Raw genomic sequence first — 25,617 nt, forward strand, 5'->3', positions numbered from 1 at the left:
ACTTATATAAACCATAAAATTTTATAAAATCTCCATAGGTTAACATTTACATCCTATATATCGTACCATAAGAAAACTTTCATTTCTATAGTATATGGACAAATAATATGGTAATATTATTAAATTGAAAGTATGTAAAAGGAAAGATTTATATTATGATAAGAAACAAAAATAACACTTTAAGTGAAGAACAGTTAATAGCCATTAACTGTTCAAATGAAAATATAATAGTCAGTGCAGGTCCTGGAAGTGGGAAAACTGTAGTTATTGTAAATAGAGTTTATGAGCTTATAAAGCATAAAAACATATCACCTAAAAATATAGTTATAATAACCTTCACCAAGGCAGCAGCAACTAATATGAGAAATAGGTTCCTAGCCATAGATAAGAATAAGGTAAGTCCTTTCTTTGGAACCTTTCATGGACTTTGCTATAAAATACTAAAGTCCTATTATGGAGAAATTAATATAATAGAGCCCTTTGAAAGCTATAGAGTAGTAAAAAACTTTTTAACTGCCTATGTGGAGGATGTTAGTGAAGATAGAGTTAAGGAATATGTAAATGCCATATCCATCTATAAATGCAAGGGAGAATATAATAGAGATGGAAATAATCAAATCGATAAAGAACTTTTAAAAAACTGTGTAAATTTCTATGAATCCTATAAAAAGGAAAAATCCCTCCTTGACTTTGAAGATCTACAGTTAATGTGTAGAGATTTATTTATTAAGAATAGCTCCATATTAAATTCATATCAAAATCAATTTAAACATATATTAGTTGATGAATTTCAAGATAGTGATGATGTACAAGTGGACATATTAAAGCTTTTAAATAAGGGGAATAACTTATTTGTAGTAGGGGATGAGGATCAATGCATCTATAGTTTTAGAGGAGCTAATCCAACCTATATAGTAAACTTTAAAGATATATTTAAAGAAGGTAAAACCTTATATCTATCTACAAATTATAGGTCAAAGCAGAATATAGTAAGATTATCTATGAAGTCTATAAAAAATAATAAGATTAGAACTTCAAAGAATATCAGAGCCAGTAAAACTGATGATGGAATAATAAAGGCTCAAGGGGTTCGTGATGAAACAGCTCAAGGTACATATATAAGTGATTATATTCTTAAGGTAAGGGAAAGTGAAGATAATAACTTTAATAACTTTGCAGTGCTTTATAGAACTAATATAGAAAGTAGAAGTATAATTGATAGTTTTATTAGAAAAAAAATTCCCTTTACCTTACTAGATAGACAATATAATTTTTTCTCTCACTTCATATGCCAAGACATATTAGCTTATCTAAAGTTAAGCATATATCCTCTAAACATGGATAGCTTTACTAGAATAATAAATAAACCCTATAGGTATATAAGTAAAAATAGTATAGAAGAAGTTAAAAAGAGCAATAGCTTAGGCAGTATCTTTACTAAATTAAAAAACTTAGATAGTACTCCAGTGTTTCAATTAAAAATATTAGATAAACTCGAAAGGGATATTTCTAGCTTAAATAGAATTTCACTACCTTCTGCCGTAGAATTTATTATAGGAGACTTAATGTATCATAAACATCTGGTGGAATATGCACAGAAATATAAATTTTCCATAGAAGATTTAGAAAATGTGTTAAATGAGTTTAAAGAAAGCGTGAAGGGATTTAAAACTATTAAAGACTTCTTAGAACATGTAAATACTGTAGAAGAGGAAACAAAGAAAGCTAGCTCTAGAAATAAGGATAAAAATGAAGGCGTAATTCTTAGTACTATTCACGGTGTTAAGGGAATGGAATTTGATACGGTATTTATGATTAACACAGTAGATGGAGCTATTCCCTATAAAAATAATGATATAGAGGAAGAGAGAAGACTATTTTATGTAGGAGTTACTAGAGCTATTAACAACTTAATATTTCTTTTCCCTCAATTTATAAGAGGTGAAAAGAAAAATAAATCTCAATTTCTATGTGAGTGCCAGCTAGAAGAAGAGATACTAGAAAGAGTTAAATTTAAGGTTGGAACAACTGTAACCCATAAATTCTATGGAACAGGAACTATAACAGCCTTAGAAGAAAGTAATATCTCTATTAAATTTTCTGATTTGGAGAGAAAATTTGACTTTGATGTCCTTGTAACCAATGGGCTTATAGAGGTTTTGGAGGAATAGAAAAGTTATGTAGATTCGTTCCATTCATTGTTTGATTAAAAAACAGATACATGAATGGAGCGATTTTTTATGTCAAAATTAAAACTAAAAACAATAAGAGCTGACAGAAATGCAAAAAAACTATTAAAGAGTGTTATGAAGAATACATGGATTACTGTAAAAGTATAGGTCAAAGAGAAGGAACTTTAAGCAGTAAAGAAAGATTTAAGAGATATCAATTAAGTAAAATAGTAAATTTGGATGACAATATTAACACATTGACTAAAGATAAAATACAAAAACATATAAACTATATGATAGATAAAGGATATAAGGGTAATTACTATCAAACTTATGTTATAAAAATTAGAGCATTTTTAACATACTGCTTTACTAGGGAGTATTTAGAAAAGTTTGAAGTTAAAATTCCCAATATCATTTTAGCGAAAAAAGAAGTTTATACTGAGGCTGAAATAAATAAATTACTTAAAAAACCTAATTTAAATACATGTGTTGTAGGCGATTATAGAAGTTGGACAACTGTTAACTTTCTATTAGGCACAGGATGCAGGAGTACAACATTATTAAATGTAAAAGTAAAAGATATCGATTTTCTTAATGAAAGTATTCTTTTTAGACATATGAAAACAAAAAAGCAAGTTACTGTAATCCTATCTAAAACTCTTAAAGTAGTATATTGCTATAATGGGATTAAAAGAAGACGATTATTTATTCCCAAAATTAGATGGAAATAAAATGAGTTATGATACACTACATCAAAATCTAGTAAATTATTTTAAGCATTGCAAAGTAAAAATGAGAGGTGTCAATACTTTTAGAAATACATTTGCAACTTTATTTATTAAAAATGGTGGAGATATTTATAGGCTTAATGTTTTACTCGCTCATAATAATATAAAAACCACAGAAAGATATGTTAATTTATTACCATTAGATTTCTCAGAAGATTTATTGAAATATAATCCCCTTGATGTGCTTTCCAAAGATAATAAAAAGCTAAAAATTGATAGAAAAAGCAGAAAGGGAGGAAAATAATCATGAGTAAAGGATTCACTACATTTTATAATGAAGTAATGTATAATAAGTCTTTATTTACTACCGACAAAGCTGTATTTTGTGCATTCTCGACCTTTTGCTTCAACAGTGATAAATGTTTCCCTTCTCAAAGAAAAGTTGCTGAGATGCTTAATATATGCGTTAGAACAGTCCAGAGGAGTTTAAAAAGGCTTATTTCTGAAGGTTATATAACAATAGAGCGAAAACTAGGTAGTGTTAATATATACACTCTATTAAAACCTGTAATAGATAGAACAGTTACAACTGTAAAAACTGCTATGAATAAAGTCAAAAGCACTTATAATAAAAAGAAAAATAAATTCCATAGTTATGAACAACGAGATTATAATATGGAAGAATTAGAGAAGAAACTTTTAGGGTGGACATAAAAAGGAGTCCCTGCTAGTAACGATAGCATAAGACTCAAGAACTGAATAAATAAAATAATTGTTGAATCTATTATATCATTTTTAAAAATTAGTATGCAATAGGTTTATTTGTCATGTTCAGATTTTAAAAAATATAACCTATTTTTTTCACTTTTTAATAGGATGTATGAGTTATATGTCATATCCCTAAGACAATGATATTTTAACTACATATGACATCAATGTAGCACTAATAATTAAAAGGTTAATAATAAAAAACTAATAAGCTATATAGCTACAGTCAACATATATAAATATAAAATTAAGAGCCACTCAATAACCTTGATACTATTGTAGCATTCTCTCCTTTATTGTTTAAGTTCAAAGTATCGTCTCGTATATGGTTCGATATGAGCTTTTAAATGGCATTGTATTTAAAATTGTTGATTTACTACATTAAATGAAGTTCACTATAAAAAGACAACCTCATTTAAATATTTTTTAGTGTGAAATTTCTTTTCATTTAATTTGTTAAAGTCCATAGCCACGGTCATCAATTCTCCACTTACTTCTTTTGCTAGTTCTTATTAAAACCCAATTATAATTTGTATAAGTTGAATTTGGATTTAAAGCAAGACTATCACCTGAATCATCGACATCAAAATTAGATAACAAAATAATAACATTTTCGGGACTAACTCCATTTACTGAACCTCCTCCATATTGTAAATATTCTTCAACAGCAGAATTAGATTTTTCTTCGTCATACCATATTTTAGTAAGAGTACATCCTGTATAACCGGAATCAAAATCCTTCTTTACACAATCTACTGCTTTATTTATTTCTTCTTCAGTAAACTTAGAAGACTCTCCAATATTTACTACAACATTATCAGTTATACCACCTTGATTAGTTGTACTTATACCAATAATGAAAACAATAACTACAACTAGAATAAAAATAGCAATTTTACATTCTTTTCTGTTCGTTTTCCATAAATGATTAATTTTAGCCTTCATCTCATTCATTACAATTCCTCCAATATTTGTAATATATAATATGATTATACCATTTTAAAAATATTTGTATATGTTGATATTGAAGGAGAACAGTATGAAAAATTTAAAAAATCAATAGAAGAAGATGGAATTCTAACACCTTTAATAGTAAGTCCTGATATGACAATAATAAGTGGACATCAAAGATATCAAGCAAGTAAGGATTTAGGTATTCAATTAATTCCAGTAATTATAAAAGAAGATTTAATTGAAGAAGATGAAAAACTTAAAAACTTCTTGCAACAAACTTTGGAAGATTGAAAAATGACCCAGTTAAACAAGGGAGAGTATTTGGAGAATATGAAAAATTATGTGGGGTAAGACAGGGTAGTGCAGGAAAAATAAGTTTAGAACGACAAAATGTCGCTCCAACCCAAGAACAAATGGCTAAAGGATTAGGAGTGGATGTTAGAACACTTCAAAGACTTAAGCAACTTCAAACCTTATCCCCTGACCTACAAGAATTAATATCAGATGGTACGGTAAAGTACACTACAGCACTCTCTGTATGGTCTAAATTAAGCCAAGAAGAACAATCTAAACTTATAGAGGACTTAGGTAGAGATAAGATTAAAAGTCTTACACAGAAAGCTACAGAGGAATATATACAGTTATATACTAATATTTGAAAACATGTTAATATTATTATGTAATTATAAATATTGGGGGTATAAAAATGAAAATTGAAATTGAAATTGAAAAAGAAAAATATCCAGTCAAATATCTTTTATATTTATCAGTAAGTGATGAATATAAAAATAGAGTAGTAGGTGGTTTGTTATATGAATAGTAAATTTAAAGAGTATGGTCAATATGCATTAATAATAATATTTGTATTAGCTATAAGGTTGTTTGTAATAGATGTTATAAGTGTTCAAGGTTGTTCTATGTATCCAACTTTAAATGAATCCCATGATAAGGTTATACTTGAGAAATATAAGCAGTTTACAGATGATTATAATAGGTCGGATATAATTGTTATCAATGAAGAAATTCTTGATAAAAGGATAATTAAAAGAGTAATCGGGTTACCTAATGAAACAGTTGAAATTAAGAATGGTTATATTTATATAAATGGAGAGTTACTTAAGGAAGAATATTTAGATAAGGACATTAGAACATATCCTGATATGAAAGTTATTGTTCCAGAAGGTCATATATTTGTACTAGGTGATAATAGAGGGAATAGTAAAGATAGTAGACACATAGGAGTAGTTAAAATAGAAGATGTGCTAGGTAAAGCTATATATAGATTTAATTTTAATGAGAGATTGTTTAATGGGATATAAATTGATAATGATGCTAGAGGGTGAATTAACCAAATAAAACCTCATAATTTAAAGGTATTAGAAGTGTTTAATTAGCACTTCTTTTTTATGCTTAAATAAAAGATTTATATAATTTAAATTATACCTATAAAATTGTACTACACTAAGAGGTATATATTAAGGGTTGGAAACATTGAAATTATGCAGTTTTAAAAGCCGAATAAGTAATAGAGAAATAGGAGGGTGATTAATATACAAAAAGAAATAATACTTTATCCACATATTGAAAAATTATTAAATGGAAGAGGAAGTTATATATTACAAAATGAAGTAAATTTCTTGGAGCAGTTAAAAGCAATAGATTTATTAGCTAAAGATGAAAATTATTACTATGTGATTGAGGTTAAATATCAAGATATAGAGGAAGATGATTACTGGAATTTAGATTATATTATTAAGAACAACAATATTGGTAAACCGATGAAAGGAATATTATTTGGTGGAAGTTGCAATAATAAAGAGCCACTAATTTATGAAGAAATTAGAAAAAATTCTAATATTGAATTAATTATATTTAATTTGGATATTATTGAGAGTTCGATAATTCCTAAAATAGAACATAGTAGAGAGTACTATAATAAAAAAGAAAAGTTCTGGATATATATATTCATTGATTTGAGCGATATTGATATAAAAGATATAAAAATAAACGGAAATTGCATAGAAGTATCTTATAAATTAAATCGGAAGAAAACATTTTCTTATAGAGCATATATAGATGATGATAATAATATAGTTGGGGATATATATATAGATGAATTTGATTTTAATTTTGGAAAAGAATTAAATGTTAAAGTAGAAGAAAATATACCAATAAATAAAGTTAGAAGCATTTTATATAGTTATAAATTAAAAGAATTATCTAGAGATAAGTTATTTTCTCATGATATGAAATCAACGTATTATGATGAAATATATTTTAGCATTAGACATATCTTGAAATTTATGTCTCTGGATACATTGGTGAATAATTTAGATTACCATTATAGATTAGGAGTTACTTCCAATAATAGAAATTTAGAATATGGATTGTGTTTCCGCATAGTAAACTTTAATTACAATGGTAAAATTTTTATTGATGTTAAATATATTGAGTGCATAGAAACGGAGAAATTATCTTTTGATAAAAAAGATAATTGTATATTACGTGGACTCACGTTGGAATTTTTAAAAAGATATAATAGGATTACATATTTAGATTTTACAAATATATTAATTGACGATATTCTATACATACCAAATAAAAAAATTATATATAATACAAATACCATTGAATTATCTCTAGAGATAGAAATAGAGATTAATAGTACTAAAGAAAAGATAATAAAAAAATATACAATAACAACATTTAATTCTGTTACAAATGCTGATTTTTATTTATTAACTAACTTCAATATAATTATGAAGTTTGAAGGTATTATTAAAGAAAGAATTAAGGGAAGTGTGTATAAGATTTTTAGTTATAAAAATAATTTTTCAATTAACAAGATTAGAGATAAAGATATAAAAGAATTGAAAAGAATGCCATTTAATAAAACAATTCGCGAATTAATAAATGAATATAAAAATGATTAAGAGAGTTTAAAAGCTCTCTTTTTTATTGTGAAGAAAAAGACCGTACCATTTTGGGGACAGCCTTAGTCTTCATCTACACATACTACTTAGGTATAAAACGTGATAATAACTTTATATATAATATACATCAGTTCGAGCTATTTCTATCATAGATTGATAATAACCAATTACATATTTTGCATATACTTCTTTTAGCTTATCATACAAGTGTTTACCAGCAGGAAATTCAGTCCAATATTTATTATCATCAATATTATATGTTAACTCTTGATTAAGTGCATCACGCATAATTATCAATAACTCTTTTTCAAATTTCATACTATCTATTCTTCGGTCTGCTAATAAATCATCGATAAGAATAATAACATTACTATCCCGTAAATCTTCATCCATTAGATTTAGAACATAACAGCTTAATGCGGTAAAGCAACCTTGATTAACTATATCTACAATACGTTGCAAATCAGGGCTTTTGAGTCTTTCTTCAACAATCTCACACATAATATATTTATCATAATCAACATGCTCAAAATCAATATTATGTACAATACCCCAGTTAGATGCTATATCATTATACATCCAAAAAATTTCTTTACTTGTATCTACGCATTCATAAAAGTTTTCATCTACTATTTGAAATGGCACTCTACTCACAAGAAATCCCCCTCTACATTATAGTTAACATATAAAATTTCATATATTAATCTTTCTTAATCCACTTTATATCATATCATATCATATTATATTAGCTATCTCTAAATGCTTTTTTATAAATTTCTCGTAGAGGAATTTAATTGAGCGAACCTCTTGAATAGAAAGCATTGCCATGATTATCATAGTGAAGTTTTAAAACCTCTTTCATAAAATATATCTTTATATGAATAAAGATAACTATTTAATGTTTTAATTATTGATTTACTATTAATACTATTCATAGAACCAAACACACCCTTTCAGATTGTTTGTATTGCTATGATTAGTTTGTACAGGGTTAGGTCGTTTGGTTCGTTGTATTTTTGGGTAATTTAAATTTGATTACTTGTAAAGTGGTGTTATATCAAACACCTTGCATAAGAAAAAAATAACACAATATATTTACAATAAATTATATTCATATTAATATATACCTATTAAGTGTTGATATATATTAATATTTTATATGTATTACTTTCATAGCGTTTCGAAATAAAAGCTAATGAAAAAATTGCCTTTGTTGGTGAAAATGGAACCTATGAACTTGGTACGATAATAGATCCAATTGCACTAATAAATAAATTACAAAGCAAACAATAATATGTTAGAATTAATAAAAATCTTTAGATATTATAAAATTCCAAATTGTCGGGGAGATAAATCCTAATACAGAAAGGATGAACGTTATGATTCAATCGGTGGTACATATTGCTTTAGTAGTAAGAGATTATGATGAAGCAATTGATTTCTATACAAATAAACTTCATTTTGAATTATTAGAAGATACTTATCAATCAGAGCAAGATAAAAGATGGGTAGTATTATCTCCATCTGGTTCAAATTCAACAACAATATTACTTGCAAGAGCATCTAAGGTAGAACAAGAGCCTTTCATAGGAAATCAAGCAGGTGGAAGAGTTTTTCTTTTCTTAGGAACTGATGATTTCTGGCGTGATTATAAAGAAATGAAAAATATAGGTATAGAGTTTGTTAGAGAGCCTAAAGAACAGGAGTATGGAACAGTTGCAGTATTTAAAGATTTATACGGTAACTTGTGGGATTTAGTTGAGTTTAATGTAAATCATCCAATGTTCAATAGGATTAAATAAACTCCAATAATTTGGGAGATTAGTTAAGTGAGCGAAATTTTATTATATATAAACTAAAAGGAAAATAGGAATTTTGTACTAGGGCGATCTTTAGCAATTCGAGGTGAACTACATGATTTCCAGTGATAATGTAAATACAATTATCAATTAGATTTTATGAACAATTTTAATTGTCTGTTCATTACTATTATTTTTTTATTAGGGGGGGCATATGAAAAAGTTACTATCATTAACATTAATCTAAGCTTAATAATAGCAGCATGTTTTTTAATATCATGCTCTAATAATGATACATGGGAAAGAGGATATATTTAAAATCATCCAATTCCAATATCTTCAACAATTCTAAATGATAGAAGTGATGATGTTAAATATGAAAAAAACCAAGACGGTATTATAGATTTAAGAGGTACAAAAATAGATAGTGAACAGTTGAAAAAAATATCTGTAGGAGATTTAACAAATGTTACTCAATTTGATACCGTAACAGAGTGGTCAGAGGATTTACCGAAAGACTTTGAACCATGGAAACTTATTGAAGAAGGTAAAAAGAAAAAGCTTGAATTGGGCAATTTGCATGATAAAGGATATGATAGTGAGGGTATTGGGATAGCTATGATAGATGCTACCTTGCTTGTTGACCATGTGGAAATAAAAGATAACTTGAAATTTTATAAAGCTTTTAGTAGTGAAAAAGACATAGCAGAAATGCATGGAGTAGCAATGGCTTCTATTGCAGTTGGAAGAAATATAGGTATTGCTCCCAAAGCTGACCTCTACTTTATTGCTGATGATTTTTATAATGTTGAACAAAAGAAAGTAGATTTCACAAAAATTGCAGATGATATTCTAAATATTATTGAAGTATATGGATTATTGTAAAAGTGTAGGTCAAAGAGAAGGTACTCTTAAGAGTACCCTAGTGTCTATAAGTTAAAGTATAGTTTTAAACTTTTCTATTTTTTATATTTTTTCCAAGATATATATAATATAGTATAATTTAAAATGTAAGTTCAATTTGAAAGGGAAGGGAATTTAATATGGAGAAAATAATAATTGTTGAATATGAAGAAAAATACCATGATGATTTAAAGAGGCTCTCTTATGAATGGCTTGAAAAGTATGAATTATTAGAGCCGGAAGATGAGAAGATTTTAAATAATCCTAAAGAAATCGTACTAGATAAAGGTGGTTTTATATTTTTTTCTAAACACGGTGAAGAAATAGTAGGAACTATGTCTTTAATAAGAGTTGATGATAATACTTTGGAATTGGCAAAACTTGCTGTTACTGAAAAATATCAAGGATTAAATATAGGAAAAATATTAATGGAAAAATGTCTTTATATTGCAAAACAAAAAAATGTTAAAAGAATAATTCTTTTTTCAAATCACAAATTAACTTCAGCCATAGGGTTATATAAGAAATTTGGTTTTATAGAAACCCCTTTTCTAGACAGTAAGTATCTAGAATCAGATTTAAGAATGGAATTAAAACTATAACTATTTCAACTCTAAATGCTTCACCATTTGTAATTTAATGTGTTAATTGTATAATTTTATGTATTTTGCATATTATATATATTCTATATAGTAAAATATATATAATATATAAGGAGTGATATATTATATGTATATGAAAAAAGATTATAAGGATTACCTAAAGATATTTCTTGTATTTGTTTTAGTAATTATGATAAGAGTCTTTGTCATTGATGTAATAACAGTAGAAGGAATATCAATGTACCCAACATTAAATGAATACCATGATAAGGTTATATTAGAAAAATACAAACAATTTACTGATGATTATGACAGAGGTGATATTGTAGTTATAAAAATGGAGGACAGAAATATTATTAAGAGAGTAATCGGATTGCCTAATGAATCAATCGAGATTAAGAATAGTGATGTATATATAAATGGTGAACTACTTGAAGAACCTTATTTAGATGATAGTGTAAAAACATATCCTGATATGACTATTAAAATACCTAGTGATTCTATATTTGTCATGGGAGACAATAGAGAAAATAGTTTAGATAGCAGAAGTATTGGAGCTATTAAAATAGATGATATTATGGGTAAGAGTGTTTATAGATTTAATTTAAAGAAAATGATATTTAATGACTTAAATTAAACCTTATTAAATACTTAATGCACCCCAAAGCCTCACTATGAGTACAACTAGTTAACTAGTTAAATAGTTCTATAGTTTAATATTAGTATAGATATATATTTAACTAGTTTCCTAGTGAAAATTATCTATAGACATATATATAAAATGTTACATATATTCATAGTTATAGACTATAAGAAAGATTACAAATATTGTGAAGAATCACCTAGGAGGTTTTACACAGCTGAAACATATTTGACTATAATATTGAAAGGAAAGCTTTTCTGTTATATAATGGTTTGAAGTACAATATAGTTAAGACTTCTCTTAAATAGACTTCAAGTCTATTATTTTTTTGTATATTTGTATATAATATATAATTATCAGTAAGGAGGTTTCAGATGAACTTTATCCATGAAGCTAAACAAATAAGTGAAGAATTAATTTATATAAGAAGAGAATTCCATGAAAATCCAGAGTTAGATTTTGATTTATATAAAACTTCTGATAGAATAAAAAATTTCTTGAGGAATGAGAATATAGAATTTTATTCTTGCGCAGGTACAGGTGTTGTAGCTACTATATATGGGGAAGCAGGTAATAGTAATGGAAAAACTATAGCTATAAGGTGTGATATGGATGCACTACCTCTCCATGAAAAAAATAGTCACTGCTATATTTCTAAGATGGATGGAAAAATGCATGCCTGTGGCCATGATGCTCATATGACAATGGTACTTGGAGCAGCTAAACTCTTAAATAACCATAGAAAAGAGTTAAAAGGAAATGTAAAGTTTATTTTTGAACCCGCTGAAGAAACTACTGGTGGAGCTAAGATTATGATAGAAGAAGGAGCATTAGAAGCTCCTCATGTGGATGCAATAATTGGGTGTCACGTAGATGAAAGTCTTGAGGTTGGAACTATTGGACTTAAGCAAGGGGTAGCTTATGCTGCTTCTAATCCTTTTACCATTACTATTTGTGGTAAAAGTTCTCATGGTGCAAGTCCTCATAAAGGGATAGACCCTATAGTAATTGCAGCTCAGGTTATAAATGCTTTACAATTGTTAGTAAGTAGAGAGACTAGTCCAGTATCACCAGGGGTAATAACTATAGGAACTATAAATGGAGGTACAGCAGCCAATATTATACCAGATAAGGTTACTATAACTGGTATAATTAGAACTATGAACCTAGAAGATAGGGAATACATGAAAAAAAGATTAAAAGAATTGGTAACCATGCAGGTAGAAAGTTTAAGAGGTACCTGTGAAATTAATATTGATGAGAGTTATCCATGTTTATATAATGACGACGCTATGTATAATATATTTTATGATAATAGTGTAACTCTATTAGGAAAAGATAAGGTTAAAATATTAAGAGAACCTACTATGGGTGTAGAAAGTTTTGCATACTTTTCCCTTAAGGTTCCAGCTATGTTTTATCAATTAGGATGTGGAAACCTTGAAAAAGGAATAATATATCCTCTGCATAGTAGTAAATTTGATATAGATGAGGAATGTCTACAAATAGGAGTAGCAGTTCATTGTAATATGGCTGTAAACTATCTTAACAAACTATAAGAAAGAAATATTGGAGGACAATATGAATAATATACAAATAGGTTCAAATGAAGCCGGTCAAAGATGCGATAAATTCCTTAGAAAGTTACTGAAGGATGTACCATTAAGCGCTATATATAAGGCATTTAGAAAAGGTGACATTAGAGTAAATGGTAAAAAAATAAAAGAACAATATGTTTTAGAAGAGGAAGACACCATAGAAATAAGATATATAAAAACTAGTGGTGAAAAAAAGAAATTTGAAAGAATAGAAAATAATCTTAAAATTACCTATGAAGATGAAAATATACTTATGGTAGAAAAATGGCCTAATTTATTAGTTCATAGTGATACAAAAAATGGAGAACCGACTTTAACAGACTATGCCTTATCTTATCTCTATGATAAGGGTGATTATGAACCCGAAAAAGAAGTAACTTTTACTCCTGCTCCATGTAATAGGTTGGATAGAAATACCTCTGGGGTAGTTATATTCGGAAAAAATTTCAAATATCTAAAGGCTCTTAATGAAGCTATAAGAGAAAGAAGTATTGAAAAATACTATATGGCTCTAGTACAAGGAAGAATAAAGGACGGAACCTATACAGGATATATCTTAAAAAATGAAGATGCAAATATTTCTAAGGTATATAGGACTGAAGTTCCAAACAGTAAAGAAATTGCTATGGAGGTTAAAACTATTCAAAGTTGTGGTACTTTTTCCCTAATAGAAATTAACTTACTTACTGGAAGAAGTCATCAATTAAGAGCTCACTTATCAGAGCTAGGAAATCCTATAGTTGGAGATTCTAAATATGGAGATAAAAAGCTTAATAGCTTCTTTGTAAATAGATATGGTTTAGATTTTCAATTCCTATATGCATATAAAGTAATATTTAAATCAAACTCAGAGGAGCTTGAATATATGAAAAATAAAACTATAGCAGAATCTTTACCACCAGTATTAAAGAAGATAAAGAATGATGTGTTTAAGTTTTAATGGAGGGGTAATATGAATGACAGAACTGAGGGGGCTCAGCACTCTGTAGCTAAAGGCTTTATGGTACTCACCATATCTATGATGTCAGTAAAGGTGTTATCTGTAGTTTATACACCTTTACTTAGGCAGATTTTAGGATCAACGGGTTGGTCAGTATACTATTCTACATATACAATTTTTTCTTATATATACATTATAGCTAATGCGGGTATACCTGTAGCCATTGCAAAGTTAGTATCGGAACTTGAAGCAAAGGGAAACTACAAAGATGCAATAAAAACCTTTAGAGCATCTAGGACTTTACTTATAATCTTAGGGTTAATCCTATCCGTATTTATGTTTATATGGGCAAAACCCTTAAGTATGGCTTTTAATAGTCCTGAATCAATATTAGCTACTAGATGGCTTGCACCGGCATTATTATTTACTTCAATAATGGGTGCATACAAAGGTTATTTTCAGGGTATTGGAAATATGACTACCACTGCAGTATCCCAAGTAGGCGAACAAATTCTAAATATAATATTTAGTTTATTATTTGCTTATCTACTCATGGGAAAAGGTGTATCCTATGGAGCTGCTGGAGGAACTATAGGTACAGTGGTTGGAGCTATTGGAGCATCTTTATACTTTATATTAGCATATAAAATGTATGGATCTAATCACGCCCCAAAAAAGAACAAAGTAGGGGTAAGTAGACTAAGTAATAAAACTATTATTAAATCCATATTAAAATATGCATTTCCAATAACTATAGCTTCTGCACTGCAAAACTCAGGAACTATAGTAGACTTAAAAATTGTAAAGTCTAGACTTTTATCTACAGGATTAAGTCAGAAAACTGTTGATATTCAATGGGGATATTTAGGTCTTTACAACACTCTTATGTCAATTCCTATGGCAATTATTGGAGCTTTAGCTATTGCTCTTGTTCCTGCCATATCTAGAATCCATGCCCTAGATAATAAAAAAGGTCTTAGATTTAATATTAAATCTTCCTATAGGGTTACTTTTATGATAGCTATACCTTGTGCTGTGGGATTAGGAGTTCTATCTATGCCTATTTTAAGAATCCTAGGCTATGATAAAGAAGTATCACCCTTATTAGTATGGGGAGCTTGGGTTTTAATCTTATATGCTATCACATTAGTTCAAACTTCTATTTTACAGGGAATGGGTAAGGTAAACGTAGTAACTATATTTTCTGTAGTTGGAATTTTGGCTAAAGTTGTTGTGAATTATATACTGATAGCAATGCCTTCCTTTGGAATCCTTGGAGCTATTTGGGGTAATGCAGCCTGTTATTTAGTAATGCTTATATTATTCCAGTGGCAAATAAATGACTCTATTGATGGAAGGATACACTTGATTCCTTGTTATATAAAACCTTTAATAGCTGGATTAGCTATGGGGATAGTAACATTTTTCTCATATAAGATATTTAATGGAGTTCTAGGATTAATTTTCAGTGGTTACATATTAAACTTATTTGCATCATTAATAAGTATAGCATTATCTGCTGGAGCCTACGGATTAGTGCTAGTAACTATAGGTGGTGTTAAAAAGTCTGATTTAAATTCACTGCCAAATAAAATTACAAAACTTATACCTAGAAGAATATATAAAAAGTTAAAGTAAATATTATTAATTTATTTTAAAATAGAACCTAGAACTTAGTATCTAAAAAACTAAGTCCTAGGTTCTATTTTATGAACTTTTGCGTATTAAAAAACTTGATACAAAGAATAAGGAGAAAGCAACTACAATGATAGTTATGATTTTAGGAATGATAAAGGTATTAGGAATTATAGAACTTATGATGGTTGTTACTAAATATACTAAAACAGTTAGTAACACTAGGATTAATATTTCCCAAATAGGAAAAGATAGCTCTATCACTTGTCCAATATAATACAGATTTATTAAAAGGCCTATAATAGAGGTTACAATTAAGGAAATTCCATATCCATAGATATTTATGCTAGGAATACCTATAAGTATAAATATTAGAACTAACTCAATCAAAGCTGTAGCAATGGAGCTTAAAAGGATAACTTTTTGTTTCCCTATACCATTTAAAATACTATAGGTACAGTAGTGACAATACATAAATGGAGCTGCAAGGGAAGCTATCTTTATAAAGCTACCTAAGTCACTTCTATCAAAGAATACTTCACCTAATAAATTAGGACATACATAGCAAATAATTACTGTAGAAACCCCTAACATAAAACAAATTTTAATTACTTCATTTACTCTAGAATTTATATTAGAAAAATCCTTTTGACTTATCTTTTTAGATATATCTGGAATTATTACTGTAGACAAAGATACAACTATAACTAATGGGAAGTACACGATAGCAAGAGCCATACCATTAAATTTACCTATTATCTCAAGGGCACCTATGTGATCAAAACCCGCAGCGACTAACCTTATGGGTACTAAAAGTGTAGATACACTTTGAAGCGCTGTAGTTAAAAAACCATTTATAGCTAAAGGGACAGCAATAATTAGTATGTTAAATAACAATTGAAAGCTGTTATCTGGTCTTACACTATTGGTATAAGGAATCTTTTTAATACTTCTTTTATAGAAAATATATAGAAATACGAAACTTATTATTTCACCAATAGTAAATGAAAGATAGGTTGCCGCTACTGTATTTTCGATGGTTTTAAGAGATAAATAGTAGATTACTCCTACTAATATCACCATTCTAACAGCTTTTTCTAATATATCTATAACTGAAGGGGTTATTACTTGACTTACTCCATAGAAATAACCTTTATATACGCAGGATATAGCAATAAAAACAATAGCAGGAGAAGCTATCCATAAGGAACGTATGGCTCTAGGGTCTTTAATAATATAATTACAGATTATCGGACTAAGTATAAACATAATACCTGCTATAAAAATTGACCAAAGTACTATAAAAACTAGGGAAGCATTAACAGTTTTATGTAAATCTTCAAATCTACTAGTACCCAGGTAAGCAGAAGTTTCTCGTGAAATTGCAGCAATTATTCCTCCACATACTAAACAACAAAATAAATCATATATAGGCATTATCAAACCATAAAGTCCAACTCCCTCTGGTCCTAACTGTCTTGATAGTATAATAGAAAACATAAATCTCAATACACCCATGGCTAAATTAGAAAGAGTTAACACAAAGGTATCTCTATAAAAAGTATCTTTACTCATCTTTATTACCTCCAATTAGGCATCTGAAAATAAATAACAAATCAAAGATGAGAAGTATATTTTGAGTTAGACAAGGAAACAGGTTCCGCAGATAGTAGCACTATCTAAGGGTTCTGTTGACGCAGTATANNTTATTTTTTGAAGATGCCTTAATATAATAATACTTATGAAGGTAGATTAAAGATTATTCTCTAACCATATATTTTTATCTTATATTTCATTTAATGTAATTTAATTAAGAATATTTAAATATATATTAGTGTAAATAATATTTAAATGGAGGAACTATGAAAAAAATAATTGGATGGATTCTGCTTATAATATTAGCTATTAGTTCTTTATTAATAGTAAAAGATAAAAATAATATATATAATATAGGGGTTAAAGACTCAGAAGTTGAGATGAAAATTAGATATAAGGGATTAAAGAATGCCATAGATTTTACTAGTAATGATAAAGGATTATATGTTGCCTTTGAAAATAAAATAATGGCTATTCCATCAACTGGAGAGCCCTATACTTTAATTGAAGACAAAAACTATAACATTACCACCCTTGAATGTAATGGAGATAAACTATACTTCCTTACTAATAATGAAATACTCAGCTTGGATATAAACAATGGGAAGTTAGAACAATGCTTATCAAACATACCTAATAAAGGAGATTATAGCAATGTTTTAATAAGAGGATATAAGGACTATTTATTTATTTCAATTGGAGCTGCAACTAATTCAGCTGTAGTTGGAAGTGATAACCAATGGATAGATAAAAATCCAACTGGTTATGATATATCACCTTTTAATATAGTATTAAATAAAAATGAAAAAGGAGCCTTTGTACCACAGGGAGCTTCTAATGAAGACAACGAGGTTATAAAGGGTGAGTCCATAGGCAATTCATCTCTGCTAATTTATAATATTAACACCAAAGCTATTGAAACCTATGCATGGGGAATAAGAAATATTGAGGGACTAGATATAACTCTTGATGGTAGAATCTTTGCTACCATAGGAGGCTATGAAAACAGAGGATTAAGACCAGTAGAAAATGACAGTGATTATATCTATGAACTAAAAAAAGGTTATTGGTATGGATTCCCAGATTTTTCTGGAGGGGATCCTCTAGATTCACCAAGATTTCAAGGTGAATCTAATATAAAAAATCCTCCATTGTTAAAAAAACATCCTATGTCACCACCAGCACCTGCTTATCAACATAATGATTTAAATAGTTTAAAATGGATTGCAATAGATGATACAGGGAAAATTAATGGACAAAATACCTTGCAACTATATTTTTATGATTGTAATAAAAATAATATAATGTGTAGCGCTGTAAATGGTGTTCCAAATAAATTAATAACTTTAAAGGAAAATTGCACGGTATCTAATATGAAGGTTTTAAAAGATGAGCTATATATATTAGATGGTAACCATGGATTTATATTTACCTTAGCTATTAGAAAATAGGCTACTATATATAATTTCCATATAAATACTACGTTAAATTTAATAGATAATAAAATAATATGGTTAAATTGGAGTATAATAATATATATCTCAATGATTATTTTATTATTCTTAAAGAATCGTAGGTGTATTACATGAAGAAAATGGAAAGAACTTATAATAGAACTATGACAGCCTTTATAAAAGTTGCAAATCCTATAAAAAAGAGAATAAAAAAGACTGAATGTATAGTCCATAAATTTATAAATAAAGAAGCTCTACGTTTATTAAAGCAGGAGGGCTATATTGATGAATATCATTTTTTTGTTAAACATTTGTTAGATTTGAATAAAGGTGTAAAATGGGCTGATGCAGATTTGAAAAGTACTAATCATTTCTATCATCATGAGAAGGGAATCGGTCTATATGGATTTTCAAATGCTAAAGTAGAATGTGTAAAGTATTATAAGGCATCTGTGTTTTACGGTGCAAATTCTGATATGAATAAAGCTCTATTTTTATTAGGTGCTGCTTGTCATTTAGTACAAGACTCCACAGTGCCAGCTCATGCTATGAAAAACTTGAAAAAACATAAACCTCTGGAAAGTTTCATAATAGATAAAGTTATTAATGGATATAAAATTCCTTTAAAAGATCCTATAATCACTTATGGAAGTCCTGAAAAATATGTTATTGAAAACACAAAGTTTGCTGTTAAAACCGCTAAGTCCTTTGAAAGTATAAGAATCAAAGAAAATCGGTTTAATGAAATTGCAGATGTGATATTACTTAGAGCTTGCACAACAACAGCAGGATTACTCATTGATTTTTATAACACCTTAAAGATTATAGAATCTAAAAGTGAAGATTAGAGCTATATATAATGTAAGAACTACCACGAAAATATATTGGTAGTTCTTTTTTTTGGGTACTATAACTGTAATTTTCAACATAATCTTATTTTTTCTTATGCAATAGTAAAAATAAAGGAATTTACAAAATTAAAAAGAATATTATCAATAATATAAAAATATGGAGGTGTGAAATGGAGAGCTTATTTGTAAGTTTAGAAAAAGAGGTTTTTAGAGGTAACGTATTGGATATTACTTATGGAAACCAGGGTATAATATATAAGGCTAATAAATATTATGATAATTTTATAGATGTTAATTATTTGGAGAATGCACCTTCTAAATCCTGTGATAATGAAGGGTATTATGATAGCTGTATAGTATTTTTTACCTTAAATAAAATTAAAACCCATAGACAAAAGCTAAAGCTTTTTGATAATATATATAGATTAATGAAAAATAATGGATATGTTTATATTTGGGATGTGGAAAAGGAGCCATTAAAGACATTACAAAAAAATATAAGGGTATCATTACCTGATAAAAGTATGAAGAATTTTCAAATAAACTTACTTAACCTATTTACTGATAATACTTCATCAAAAATTATAGACGGACTAAAGAATTATTTTGATATTGTAGAAGCAGTATCTTCCAATGGTACCTTTAGGATTGTGGGCAGAAAGAAAGGATGTTAATAAAAATGAAAGTAGTTTTAGTTGCAGTAAATTCAAAGTATATACACAGCAATTTAGCAGTAAGATATTTAAAAGCATATACAAAGGATTTAGATTATAATTGTCACACTATGGAGTTTTCTATAAATGATAGAGAAGAAAGAATAGTTGAAGAAATACTATATGAAAAACCAAATATAATAGGATTTTCCTGTTATATTTGGAATATTGAGTTTGTTAAAAAGGTATCAACTTTAATAAAGCTTATAGACAGTAATATTGAAATTATATATGGAGGCCCAGAAACTTCTTATAATCCTATTGAGTTTTTAACAGAAAATGTAGGTGAATATTTAATTGAAGGAGAAGGTGAAGAAACCTATAGAGAATTAATTAATTTTAAAATAAATATTGAAGTTAATGGAGATAATAATAATTGTGAAAATATTAAGGGATTATACTACAAAAGTAAGGAAGGCATTATATATGGAGGTAATAGACCATTAATGGATATGAACAATATAGTATTTCCTTATGAGACTGATGACGACTTAAAAAATAAAATTGTATATTATGAAGCTTCTAGAGGATGTCCTTTTAATTGTAAGTACTGTTTATCTTCAACTACCCATGGAGTAAGATTCTTAAACATAGATAGAGTGTTAAAAGAACTACAATATTTTATAGATAAAAAAGTTAAATTAGTTAAATTTGTTGATAGAACCTTTAATTGTAATAAAGCTTTTGCAAATGCTATATGGAGTTATCTAATTGAAAATGGAGAGAATACCTGTTTCCACTTTGAAGTATCTGCAGATCTATTTAGTAGTGAATCAATAGATATACTTAGTAAAGCACCTAGTGGCATGTTTCAATTTGAGGTAGGTGTTCAAACCACCAATAATGAAATATTAAGAAATATTAATAGAACTATAGAATTTTCAACTATTAAAGAAAAAGTATTAGAGCTAAATAAACTAAAGAATATTAAGCAACATCTAGATTTAATTGCAGGGTTACCTGGTGAAGATTTTAACTCCTTCAGAAAATCCTTTAATGAAGTATATGAGATTAGTCCAGAAGAGTTACAATTAGGATTTTTAAAGCTTTTAAAAGGTTCTCAAATGAGGGAAGAAAGTGAAAAATGGGGGATGGTTTATTCACCTTATCCACCTTATGAAATTCTAAAAACAAAAAATATAAGTTATGATGAATTAATTATACTAAAGAAAATTGAGCATATGGTCGATAAGTATTTAAATAGTGGTAAGTTTTATACTATATTAAATTTCTTTAAAAAAAGTAATAAATTCAAAGATATATTCGAATTCTACTATGAACTATCTAAATTTTATGATGTCAAGGGATACTTTAGACGCAGCATAGCATCTGTAGATTATTACTCTCTCTTTGTTGAATTTAATGACTTTATCAAAGCTGGTGAGAAAGAATTATTATTAGACATAATAAGATATGAGTATTTCTCATATAATAACACAAAGTGGATACCTGACTTTCTAAGAATAGAAATGAGTAAAGCTGAAGAGAGAAATATAAAAGAATACATTATGAATAAAAATTCTATAGATAATATAAATAAAATAAGTGTGTTTAAATTCAATCATAATATACAAAGTTTTATTGAATGTGGAGAAATAAAGAAAACCCTAAATTATGTTGCCTTTATAAATAATCACGTTAAGGAAAGAATATTTATACAGGAAAGTGAATTAAAAGTTCAATAAAATGTCAAGTAAAATCTTTGTTATTTTAAAAAGTACAATATATTAATTTTTTGTATTGATATATTGTACTTTTTAAGAAAACTGATATAATAGATTTTAATATATCTTTTAAAGAGTTGAGCTAATCCATGTTATAAGTTATCCAATACCACTTAATTATTATGTTTACATAAGTACAGAAAGCAGACTTAATATAAGTGGTTATATATATAATTAATACTTAAAAGGTGGTGATATTTTGGCGCTAGAAGCAATTAGTAAAATTCAACAAGCCGAATCTACTGCAAAGAATATATTAGATAAAGCAGTAGAAAATAGCAAACAAATAATTAGTGATGCTCAAGTTAAAGGCAATGAAGAGTACCATGCTATCATTGAAGATGCTACAGAAAAAGCAAAAAAAATGAAAGAAGATGCTCTTAATAAAGGAAATGAGGAGTCACAACCAACCTTAGCTAAAGGGGATGAAGAAGTTAAAAATATAATTAATACTTCTAAGGAAAAGATTGATTTAGCTATTAATTTAGTAATTGAGAGGATAGTGAAGTTCAATGGCAATAGTTAAAATGAATAAATTTATGCTCTTAGCCTTTGAAAATCAAAAAAAATCTTTGCTTGAGAAACTGCAATCCTTCCAAAATGTACAATTCCTAGATTTAAGTAAAAATGAAAGTAGTGAATTGAATCAATTAAAAAGTGATAGTGCAAGCAGTGAAATTTCTGAAGTAGAAGGTGAATTATCAAAAGTAAAATTTATCATTGAGCTTTTGAGCACATTTAGTGAAAAGCCTAAACTACTAAAAGACCTAAAGGAAGGAAAAAAGAGCTATAGCTATGATGTGTTAGAGCAGATTACAAGTACCTCTCATTGGCATGAGGTATATAGTGACCTAAAACAAAAAGATAATAAAATAAACATGAATCATAATTATATAACTAAATTAAAGGCCAATATAGAAGAGCTAAAACCATGGGAATCTTTAGACACCTCAGTAGAAAGCATAAATGTACTAAAAAAATCTAAGGCTATACTAGGGGAAATTCCACAAGGGAATGTAGATTCTTTAAGGCTTAAGTTAGAGGAAACAACTAAAAACTACTACTTTGAAGTTATTAGCAGCATAGGTAGAAACAGCTACATAATGGTGATAGCTCACAATGATGACTTAGCTGATATAGAACAACTGCTCAAATCTTCAAGTTTCAGTAAGATTGATATTCAATGTGATGGGGTACCTAAAGAAGTTATAAAAGAGTACAAAAAAACCATTGAATCAATAAATACAGAAAATAATTTTATTCAAGAAGGTATGAAAGAACATGTTAATAAACTAGAAGAATATAAAGTAGTTTACGAATACTACAGTTCTTTATTATTAAGATTAAAATCTACCGAAAATTTCCTGAAGAGTAAAAACATTGTGGCTATAGAAGGATACTATCCTTCCGAATTGCATAATGACTTTCAAAGCACATTGAAAAGTATTTTAGGTGATGATTATTATTTAGAATCAGAATCCGCAGAAGGTGACGATGTACCTGTTAAATTAAAAAACAATAAAGTCTTTGAATCCTTTGAAAATATTACTTCTATGTACAGTGTACCTAAGTATAAGGAGATTGATCCAACACCACTGTTAGCACCTTTTTACATATTCTTCTTTGGAATGATGCTATCAGATGCTGGATATGGCCTTGTGATGTTTGTAGGTACTTTAATTGCACTTACTACTTTTAATTTAGATGAGGACACGAGAAAATCTATAAAGATGTTTTTCTTATTAAGTATTTCTACTATATTCTGGGGCATCATGTATGGTAGTTATTTTGGGGATTTTATCAAGATAGCTCCTCTATGGATGAAACCGGATAGTAATGTAGGATTACTAATGATTGTCTCTGTAGTAATGGGACTAATTCAAATTTATGTAGGTCTTGGAATTAAAGCATACATGCAAATAAGAGATAAAGATTACTTTGGAGCCTTTGCAGACGTTGGATTATGGTATATTACCTTAACTGGTGCTATTATTTGGGCATTAAGTGCTTTTGTAGATTTAGCTTCTCTTGGAGTTCCAGCTGTAATAATTGCTATAGCAAAATATGGTACTATTGCTGGAATGGTAGGAATTGTACTTACTAACGGACGCCAAGAAAGTTCTATAGGTGGTAAGTTAGGCCAAGGATTCTATGCTCTATATGGAATAACATCCTATGTAGGTGATTTGGTTTCTTATACTAGACTTGCAGCTTTAGGACTTGCAACAGGATTTATCGCTTATGCATTTAATATTATGGTAAGTATGGTATCAACTTCATGGGCTACAATTATATTTGGTATAGCAATATTCGTAGTGGGCCATGTATTTAACTTATTTATCAACGCATTAGGTGCCTATGTTCACACCTGTAGATTACAATACCTTGAATATTTCGGAAAATTTTATGAAGGTGGAGGTACATCCTTTGAGCCTTTAAAATATAATTCTAAATATTTTAAAATATCAAAATAGATAAATTAGGAGGAAAAAATATTATGATGGATTTTTTAATGGGAAACGGTGGAATAATTATAGCAGCTATAGGAGTTGCTCTTGCAGCAGCATTACCAGGGATAGGATCAGCAAAGGGTGTTGGTATAGTTGGTGAAGCAGCAAGTGGACTTTTAGCAGAAGAACCAGAGAAGTTTGGTAAAGCCTTAATTCTTGAATTACTTCCAGGTACTCAAGGATTATATGGATTTGTTATAGCACTTTTAGTATCTTTACAATTATCACCAGATATGTCTTTTGGTCAAGGGTTTTATCTATTTGCAGCTTGTCTTCCAATAGCTATAGCAGGATGGAAATCAGCTATATCTCAAGCGAAAACAGCAGCTTCAGCAGTTCAAATTTTAGCTAAGAGACCAGAGCACAACACAAAAGGTATTATATTAACTGTTATGGTTGAAACTTATGCACTTTTAGGATTTGTAATGTCTCTTCTACTAGTAATGAGTGGTAACTTTTAATTAAGGAAGTGAATAATATGTCTAATTTGGATAATCTTACTTCTAAAATTATAAAGGATGCAGAAGTAAAAAAAATTGAAATTTTAAATGAAGCTACCGTTAAAACTGATGAAATAATTAAAAAGAAAACAGAAGATGCCAATAAAAAAGCTTCTTCTATTTTACAAAAAGCTGAAATGGAAAGTAAAACTATAAAAGAAAGAATTATCTCAAAAACTGATTTAGAAATAAGAAATAAAAAATTATTAGCAAAGCAACAAGTTATTGAGAAAGTGTTTGAAGCAGCTAAGGAAAAACTAAAAGCTATGAATGCAGAAGAATTCACTAAATTTATAAAGAACTCTATTATGGCTTTAGACATCCATGGAGATGAAGAAATAATTATAAACCCAGTAGATAGAGATAAGCTTCCTGAAAAGTTCTTAGCCGAGGTAAATAAGGCCTTAATATCTAAGGGCAAATTAGGAAATTTAAAATTCAACGTTAAAACTCATGAAATTGATGGTGGGTTTATCCTTAGTAAAAATGGAATTGAGATAAATAATTCCTTTGATGAACTTGTGAACTCACTTAAATATGAATTAGAGTATGAAGTTGGGAAAATATTGTTTACAGAATAGTGAGGAGGTAT

At 28.3% G+C, this 25,617-nt stretch carries 26 protein-coding genes; 23 read left to right on the forward strand and 3 right to left on the reverse strand.

Going from position 1 to position 25,617, the window contains the following annotated elements; all coding sequences use genetic code 11:
• Positions 1–155: 155 nt before the first annotated feature.
• From B3086_RS07320 to B3086_RS07335, 4 genes are all read left to right on the forward strand, one after another.
• Complete coding sequence (locus B3086_RS07320) at positions 156–2,171, forward strand: ATP-dependent helicase (RefSeq protein ID WP_346848190.1); 2,016 nt, start codon at positions 156–158, stop codon at positions 2,169–2,171.
• 146 nt (positions 2,172–2,317) lie between these two features.
• A complete protein-coding gene (locus B3086_RS07325) occupies positions 2,318–2,905 on the forward strand; it encodes a tyrosine-type recombinase/integrase (protein ID WP_346880292.1) in 588 nt (195 codons plus the stop codon).
• A 1-nt stretch (position 2,906) separates the two neighbouring features.
• Complete coding sequence (locus tag B3086_RS07330; protein ID WP_346848188.1) at positions 2,907–3,206, forward strand: tyrosine-type recombinase/integrase; 300 nt, start codon at positions 2,907–2,909, stop codon at positions 3,204–3,206.
• Positions 3,207–3,208: 2 nt separating this feature from the next.
• The gene (locus B3086_RS07335) at positions 3,209–3,616 is read left to right on the forward strand and encodes a helix-turn-helix domain-containing protein (RefSeq protein ID WP_346880291.1); all 408 of its coding nucleotides are present in this window, start codon (positions 3,209–3,211) and stop codon (positions 3,614–3,616) included.
• 510 nt (positions 3,617–4,126) lie between these two features.
• Here the strand turns inward: B3086_RS07335 and B3086_RS07340 are convergent.
• Positions 4,127–4,624, reverse strand: coding sequence for a DUF4829 domain-containing protein (locus B3086_RS07340; protein WP_346848186.1), 498 nt, complete (start codon positions 4,622–4,624; stop codon positions 4,127–4,129).
• Positions 4,625–4,693: 69 nt separating this feature from the next.
• Between B3086_RS07340 and B3086_RS07345 the strand changes: the two genes are divergently transcribed.
• From B3086_RS07345 to B3086_RS07360, 4 genes are all read left to right on the forward strand, one after another.
• Positions 4,694–4,915 (forward strand): ParB N-terminal domain-containing protein, encoded by a 222-nt coding sequence (locus tag B3086_RS07345; protein ID WP_346893360.1) that lies wholly within the window; start codon positions 4,694–4,696, stop codon positions 4,913–4,915.
• A complete protein-coding gene (locus B3086_RS07350; RefSeq protein WP_346848185.1) occupies positions 4,912–5,283 on the forward strand; it encodes an antitoxin Xre-like helix-turn-helix domain-containing protein in 372 nt (123 codons plus the stop codon). The genes B3086_RS07345 and B3086_RS07350 overlap by 4 nt, the downstream gene beginning before the upstream one ends.
• Before the next feature lie 153 nt (positions 5,284–5,436).
• Positions 5,437–5,943 carry a signal peptidase I gene (lepB, locus tag B3086_RS07355; protein ID WP_346848184.1) on the forward strand — a complete coding sequence of 169 codons (507 nt, stop codon included), beginning with the start codon at positions 5,437–5,439 and terminating at the stop codon, positions 5,941–5,943.
• Positions 5,944–6,165: 222 nt separating this feature from the next.
• Complete coding sequence (locus B3086_RS07360; protein ID WP_346880290.1) at positions 6,166–7,557, forward strand: hypothetical protein; 1,392 nt, start codon at positions 6,166–6,168, stop codon at positions 7,555–7,557.
• 111 nt (positions 7,558–7,668) lie between these two features.
• Here B3086_RS07360 and B3086_RS07365 read toward each other — a convergent pair whose 3' ends face one another.
• Positions 7,669–8,211, reverse strand: a complete 543-nt coding sequence (locus B3086_RS07365; protein WP_346848182.1) for a hypothetical protein — start codon at positions 8,209–8,211, stop codon at positions 7,669–7,671.
• Between the two features lie 725 nt (positions 8,212–8,936).
• Between B3086_RS07365 and B3086_RS07370 the strand changes: the two genes are divergently transcribed.
• The 7 genes from B3086_RS07370 to B3086_RS07400 all read left to right on the forward strand — a co-directional run bounded on the left by B3086_RS07370 (position 8,937) and on the right by B3086_RS07400 (position 15,680).
• Positions 8,937–9,359 carry a VOC family protein gene (locus B3086_RS07370; RefSeq protein ID WP_346848181.1) on the forward strand — a complete coding sequence of 141 codons (423 nt, stop codon included), beginning with the start codon at positions 8,937–8,939 and terminating at the stop codon, positions 9,357–9,359.
• A 432-nt stretch (positions 9,360–9,791) separates the two neighbouring features.
• On the forward strand, positions 9,792–10,241 hold the full coding sequence (locus B3086_RS07375; RefSeq protein ID WP_346848180.1) for a hypothetical protein: 450 nt from the start codon (positions 9,792–9,794) through the stop codon (positions 10,239–10,241).
• Positions 10,242–10,399: 158 nt separating this feature from the next.
• The gene (locus B3086_RS07380) at positions 10,400–10,861 is read left to right on the forward strand and encodes a GNAT family N-acetyltransferase (RefSeq protein WP_346848179.1); all 462 of its coding nucleotides are present in this window, start codon (positions 10,400–10,402) and stop codon (positions 10,859–10,861) included.
• A gap of 127 nt (positions 10,862–10,988) precedes the next feature.
• The gene (lepB, locus tag B3086_RS07385) at positions 10,989–11,498 is read left to right on the forward strand and encodes a signal peptidase I (protein ID WP_346848178.1); all 510 of its coding nucleotides are present in this window, start codon (positions 10,989–10,991) and stop codon (positions 11,496–11,498) included.
• A 380-nt stretch (positions 11,499–11,878) separates the two neighbouring features.
• A complete protein-coding gene (locus B3086_RS07390) occupies positions 11,879–13,063 on the forward strand; it encodes a M20 family metallopeptidase (protein ID WP_346880289.1) in 1,185 nt (394 codons plus the stop codon).
• A 22-nt stretch (positions 13,064–13,085) separates the two neighbouring features.
• Complete coding sequence (locus B3086_RS07395) at positions 13,086–14,042, forward strand: RluA family pseudouridine synthase (RefSeq protein ID WP_346848176.1); 957 nt, start codon at positions 13,086–13,088, stop codon at positions 14,040–14,042.
• Between the two features lie 12 nt (positions 14,043–14,054).
• Complete coding sequence (locus B3086_RS07400) at positions 14,055–15,680, forward strand: polysaccharide biosynthesis protein (protein WP_346848175.1); 1,626 nt, start codon at positions 14,055–14,057, stop codon at positions 15,678–15,680.
• 69 nt (positions 15,681–15,749) lie between these two features.
• On the opposite strand, the gene spoVB is transcribed toward B3086_RS07400, so the two are convergent.
• Positions 15,750–17,252, reverse strand: coding sequence for a stage V sporulation protein B (gene spoVB / locus B3086_RS07405; RefSeq protein WP_346867233.1), 1,503 nt, complete (start codon positions 17,250–17,252; stop codon positions 15,750–15,752).
• Between the two features lie 287 nt (positions 17,253–17,539).
• Between spoVB and B3086_RS07410 the strand changes: the two genes are divergently transcribed.
• The 8 genes from B3086_RS07410 (at position 17,540) to B3086_RS07445 (ending at position 25,606) form a co-directional block, all read left to right on the forward strand.
• On the forward strand, positions 17,540–18,724 hold the full coding sequence (locus B3086_RS07410) for a hypothetical protein (RefSeq protein ID WP_346876224.1): 1,185 nt from the start codon (positions 17,540–17,542) through the stop codon (positions 18,722–18,724).
• Positions 18,725–18,858: 134 nt separating this feature from the next.
• On the forward strand, positions 18,859–19,575 hold the full coding sequence (locus tag B3086_RS07415; RefSeq protein ID WP_346848172.1) for a zinc dependent phospholipase C family protein: 717 nt from the start codon (positions 18,859–18,861) through the stop codon (positions 19,573–19,575).
• A gap of 173 nt (positions 19,576–19,748) precedes the next feature.
• Entirely contained in the window at positions 19,749–20,252 is a 504-nt protein-coding gene (locus tag B3086_RS07420; protein ID WP_150845503.1) for a hypothetical protein, read from the forward strand.
• 5 nt (positions 20,253–20,257) lie between these two features.
• A complete protein-coding gene (locus B3086_RS07425; protein ID WP_346848171.1) occupies positions 20,258–21,976 on the forward strand; it encodes a B12-binding domain-containing radical SAM protein in 1,719 nt (572 codons plus the stop codon).
• 238 nt (positions 21,977–22,214) lie between these two features.
• Positions 22,215–22,541, forward strand: coding sequence for an ATPase (locus B3086_RS07430; protein ID WP_346848170.1), 327 nt, complete (start codon positions 22,215–22,217; stop codon positions 22,539–22,541).
• On the forward strand, positions 22,528–24,489 hold the full coding sequence (locus B3086_RS07435) for a V-type ATP synthase subunit I (protein ID WP_346848169.1): 1,962 nt from the start codon (positions 22,528–22,530) through the stop codon (positions 24,487–24,489). The genes B3086_RS07430 and B3086_RS07435 overlap by 14 nt, the downstream gene beginning before the upstream one ends.
• 23 nt (positions 24,490–24,512) lie before the next feature.
• The gene (locus B3086_RS07440) at positions 24,513–24,986 is read left to right on the forward strand and encodes a V-type ATP synthase subunit K (RefSeq protein ID WP_156964299.1); all 474 of its coding nucleotides are present in this window, start codon (positions 24,513–24,515) and stop codon (positions 24,984–24,986) included.
• A gap of 17 nt (positions 24,987–25,003) precedes the next feature.
• On the forward strand, positions 25,004–25,606 hold the full coding sequence (locus B3086_RS07445; protein ID WP_346880288.1) for a V-type ATP synthase subunit E: 603 nt from the start codon (positions 25,004–25,006) through the stop codon (positions 25,604–25,606).
• Positions 25,607–25,617: the final 11 nt, after the last annotated feature.

The organism is Clostridium sp. UBA871 (assembly GCF_002295255.1).
In the GTDB taxonomy this organism is placed as follows: Bacteria; Bacillota; Clostridia; order Clostridiales; family Clostridiaceae; genus Clostridium_J; species Clostridium_J sulfidigenes.

What these genes read in the sequence shown, in the direction of transcription:
- B3086_RS07320 (WP_346848190.1), top strand. Translation starts at nt 156, where the DNA reads ATGATAAGAAACAAAAATAACACTTTAAGTGAAGAACAGTTAATAGCC.
- B3086_RS07325 (WP_346880292.1), top strand. Translation starts at nt 2,318, where the DNA reads ATGGATTACTGTAAAAGTATAGGTCAAAGAGAAGGAACTTTAAGCAGT.
- B3086_RS07330 (WP_346848188.1), top strand. Translation starts at nt 2,907, where the DNA reads ATGAGTTATGATACACTACATCAAAATCTAGTAAATTATTTTAAGCAT.
- B3086_RS07335 (WP_346880291.1), top strand. Translation starts at nt 3,209, where the DNA reads ATGAGTAAAGGATTCACTACATTTTATAATGAAGTAATGTATAATAAG.
- B3086_RS07340 (WP_346848186.1), bottom strand. Translation starts at nt 4,624, where the DNA reads ATGAATGAGATGAAGGCTAAAATTAATCATTTATGGAAAACGAACAGA.
- lepB (WP_346848184.1), top strand. Translation starts at nt 5,437, where the DNA reads ATGAATAGTAAATTTAAAGAGTATGGTCAATATGCATTAATAATAATA.
- B3086_RS07370 (WP_346848181.1), top strand. Translation starts at nt 8,937, where the DNA reads ATGATTCAATCGGTGGTACATATTGCTTTAGTAGTAAGAGATTATGAT.
- B3086_RS07380 (WP_346848179.1), top strand. Translation starts at nt 10,400, where the DNA reads ATGGAGAAAATAATAATTGTTGAATATGAAGAAAAATACCATGATGAT.
- lepB (WP_346848178.1), top strand. Translation starts at nt 10,989, where the DNA reads ATGTATATGAAAAAAGATTATAAGGATTACCTAAAGATATTTCTTGTA.
- B3086_RS07390 (WP_346880289.1), top strand. Translation starts at nt 11,879, where the DNA reads ATGAACTTTATCCATGAAGCTAAACAAATAAGTGAAGAATTAATTTAT.
- B3086_RS07395 (WP_346848176.1), top strand. Translation starts at nt 13,086, where the DNA reads ATGAATAATATACAAATAGGTTCAAATGAAGCCGGTCAAAGATGCGAT.
- B3086_RS07400 (WP_346848175.1), top strand. Translation starts at nt 14,055, where the DNA reads ATGAATGACAGAACTGAGGGGGCTCAGCACTCTGTAGCTAAAGGCTTT.
- spoVB (WP_346867233.1), bottom strand. Translation starts at nt 17,252, where the DNA reads ATGAGTAAAGATACTTTTTATAGAGATACCTTTGTGTTAACTCTTTCT.
- B3086_RS07410 (WP_346876224.1), top strand. Translation starts at nt 17,540, where the DNA reads ATGAAAAAAATAATTGGATGGATTCTGCTTATAATATTAGCTATTAGT.
- B3086_RS07415 (WP_346848172.1), top strand. Translation starts at nt 18,859, where the DNA reads ATGAAGAAAATGGAAAGAACTTATAATAGAACTATGACAGCCTTTATA.
- B3086_RS07420 (WP_150845503.1), top strand. Translation starts at nt 19,749, where the DNA reads ATGGAGAGCTTATTTGTAAGTTTAGAAAAAGAGGTTTTTAGAGGTAAC.
- B3086_RS07425 (WP_346848171.1), top strand. Translation starts at nt 20,258, where the DNA reads ATGAAAGTAGTTTTAGTTGCAGTAAATTCAAAGTATATACACAGCAAT.
- B3086_RS07435 (WP_346848169.1), top strand. Translation starts at nt 22,528, where the DNA reads ATGGCAATAGTTAAAATGAATAAATTTATGCTCTTAGCCTTTGAAAAT.
- B3086_RS07440 (WP_156964299.1), top strand. Translation starts at nt 24,513, where the DNA reads ATGATGGATTTTTTAATGGGAAACGGTGGAATAATTATAGCAGCTATA.
- B3086_RS07445 (WP_346880288.1), top strand. Translation starts at nt 25,004, where the DNA reads ATGTCTAATTTGGATAATCTTACTTCTAAAATTATAAAGGATGCAGAA.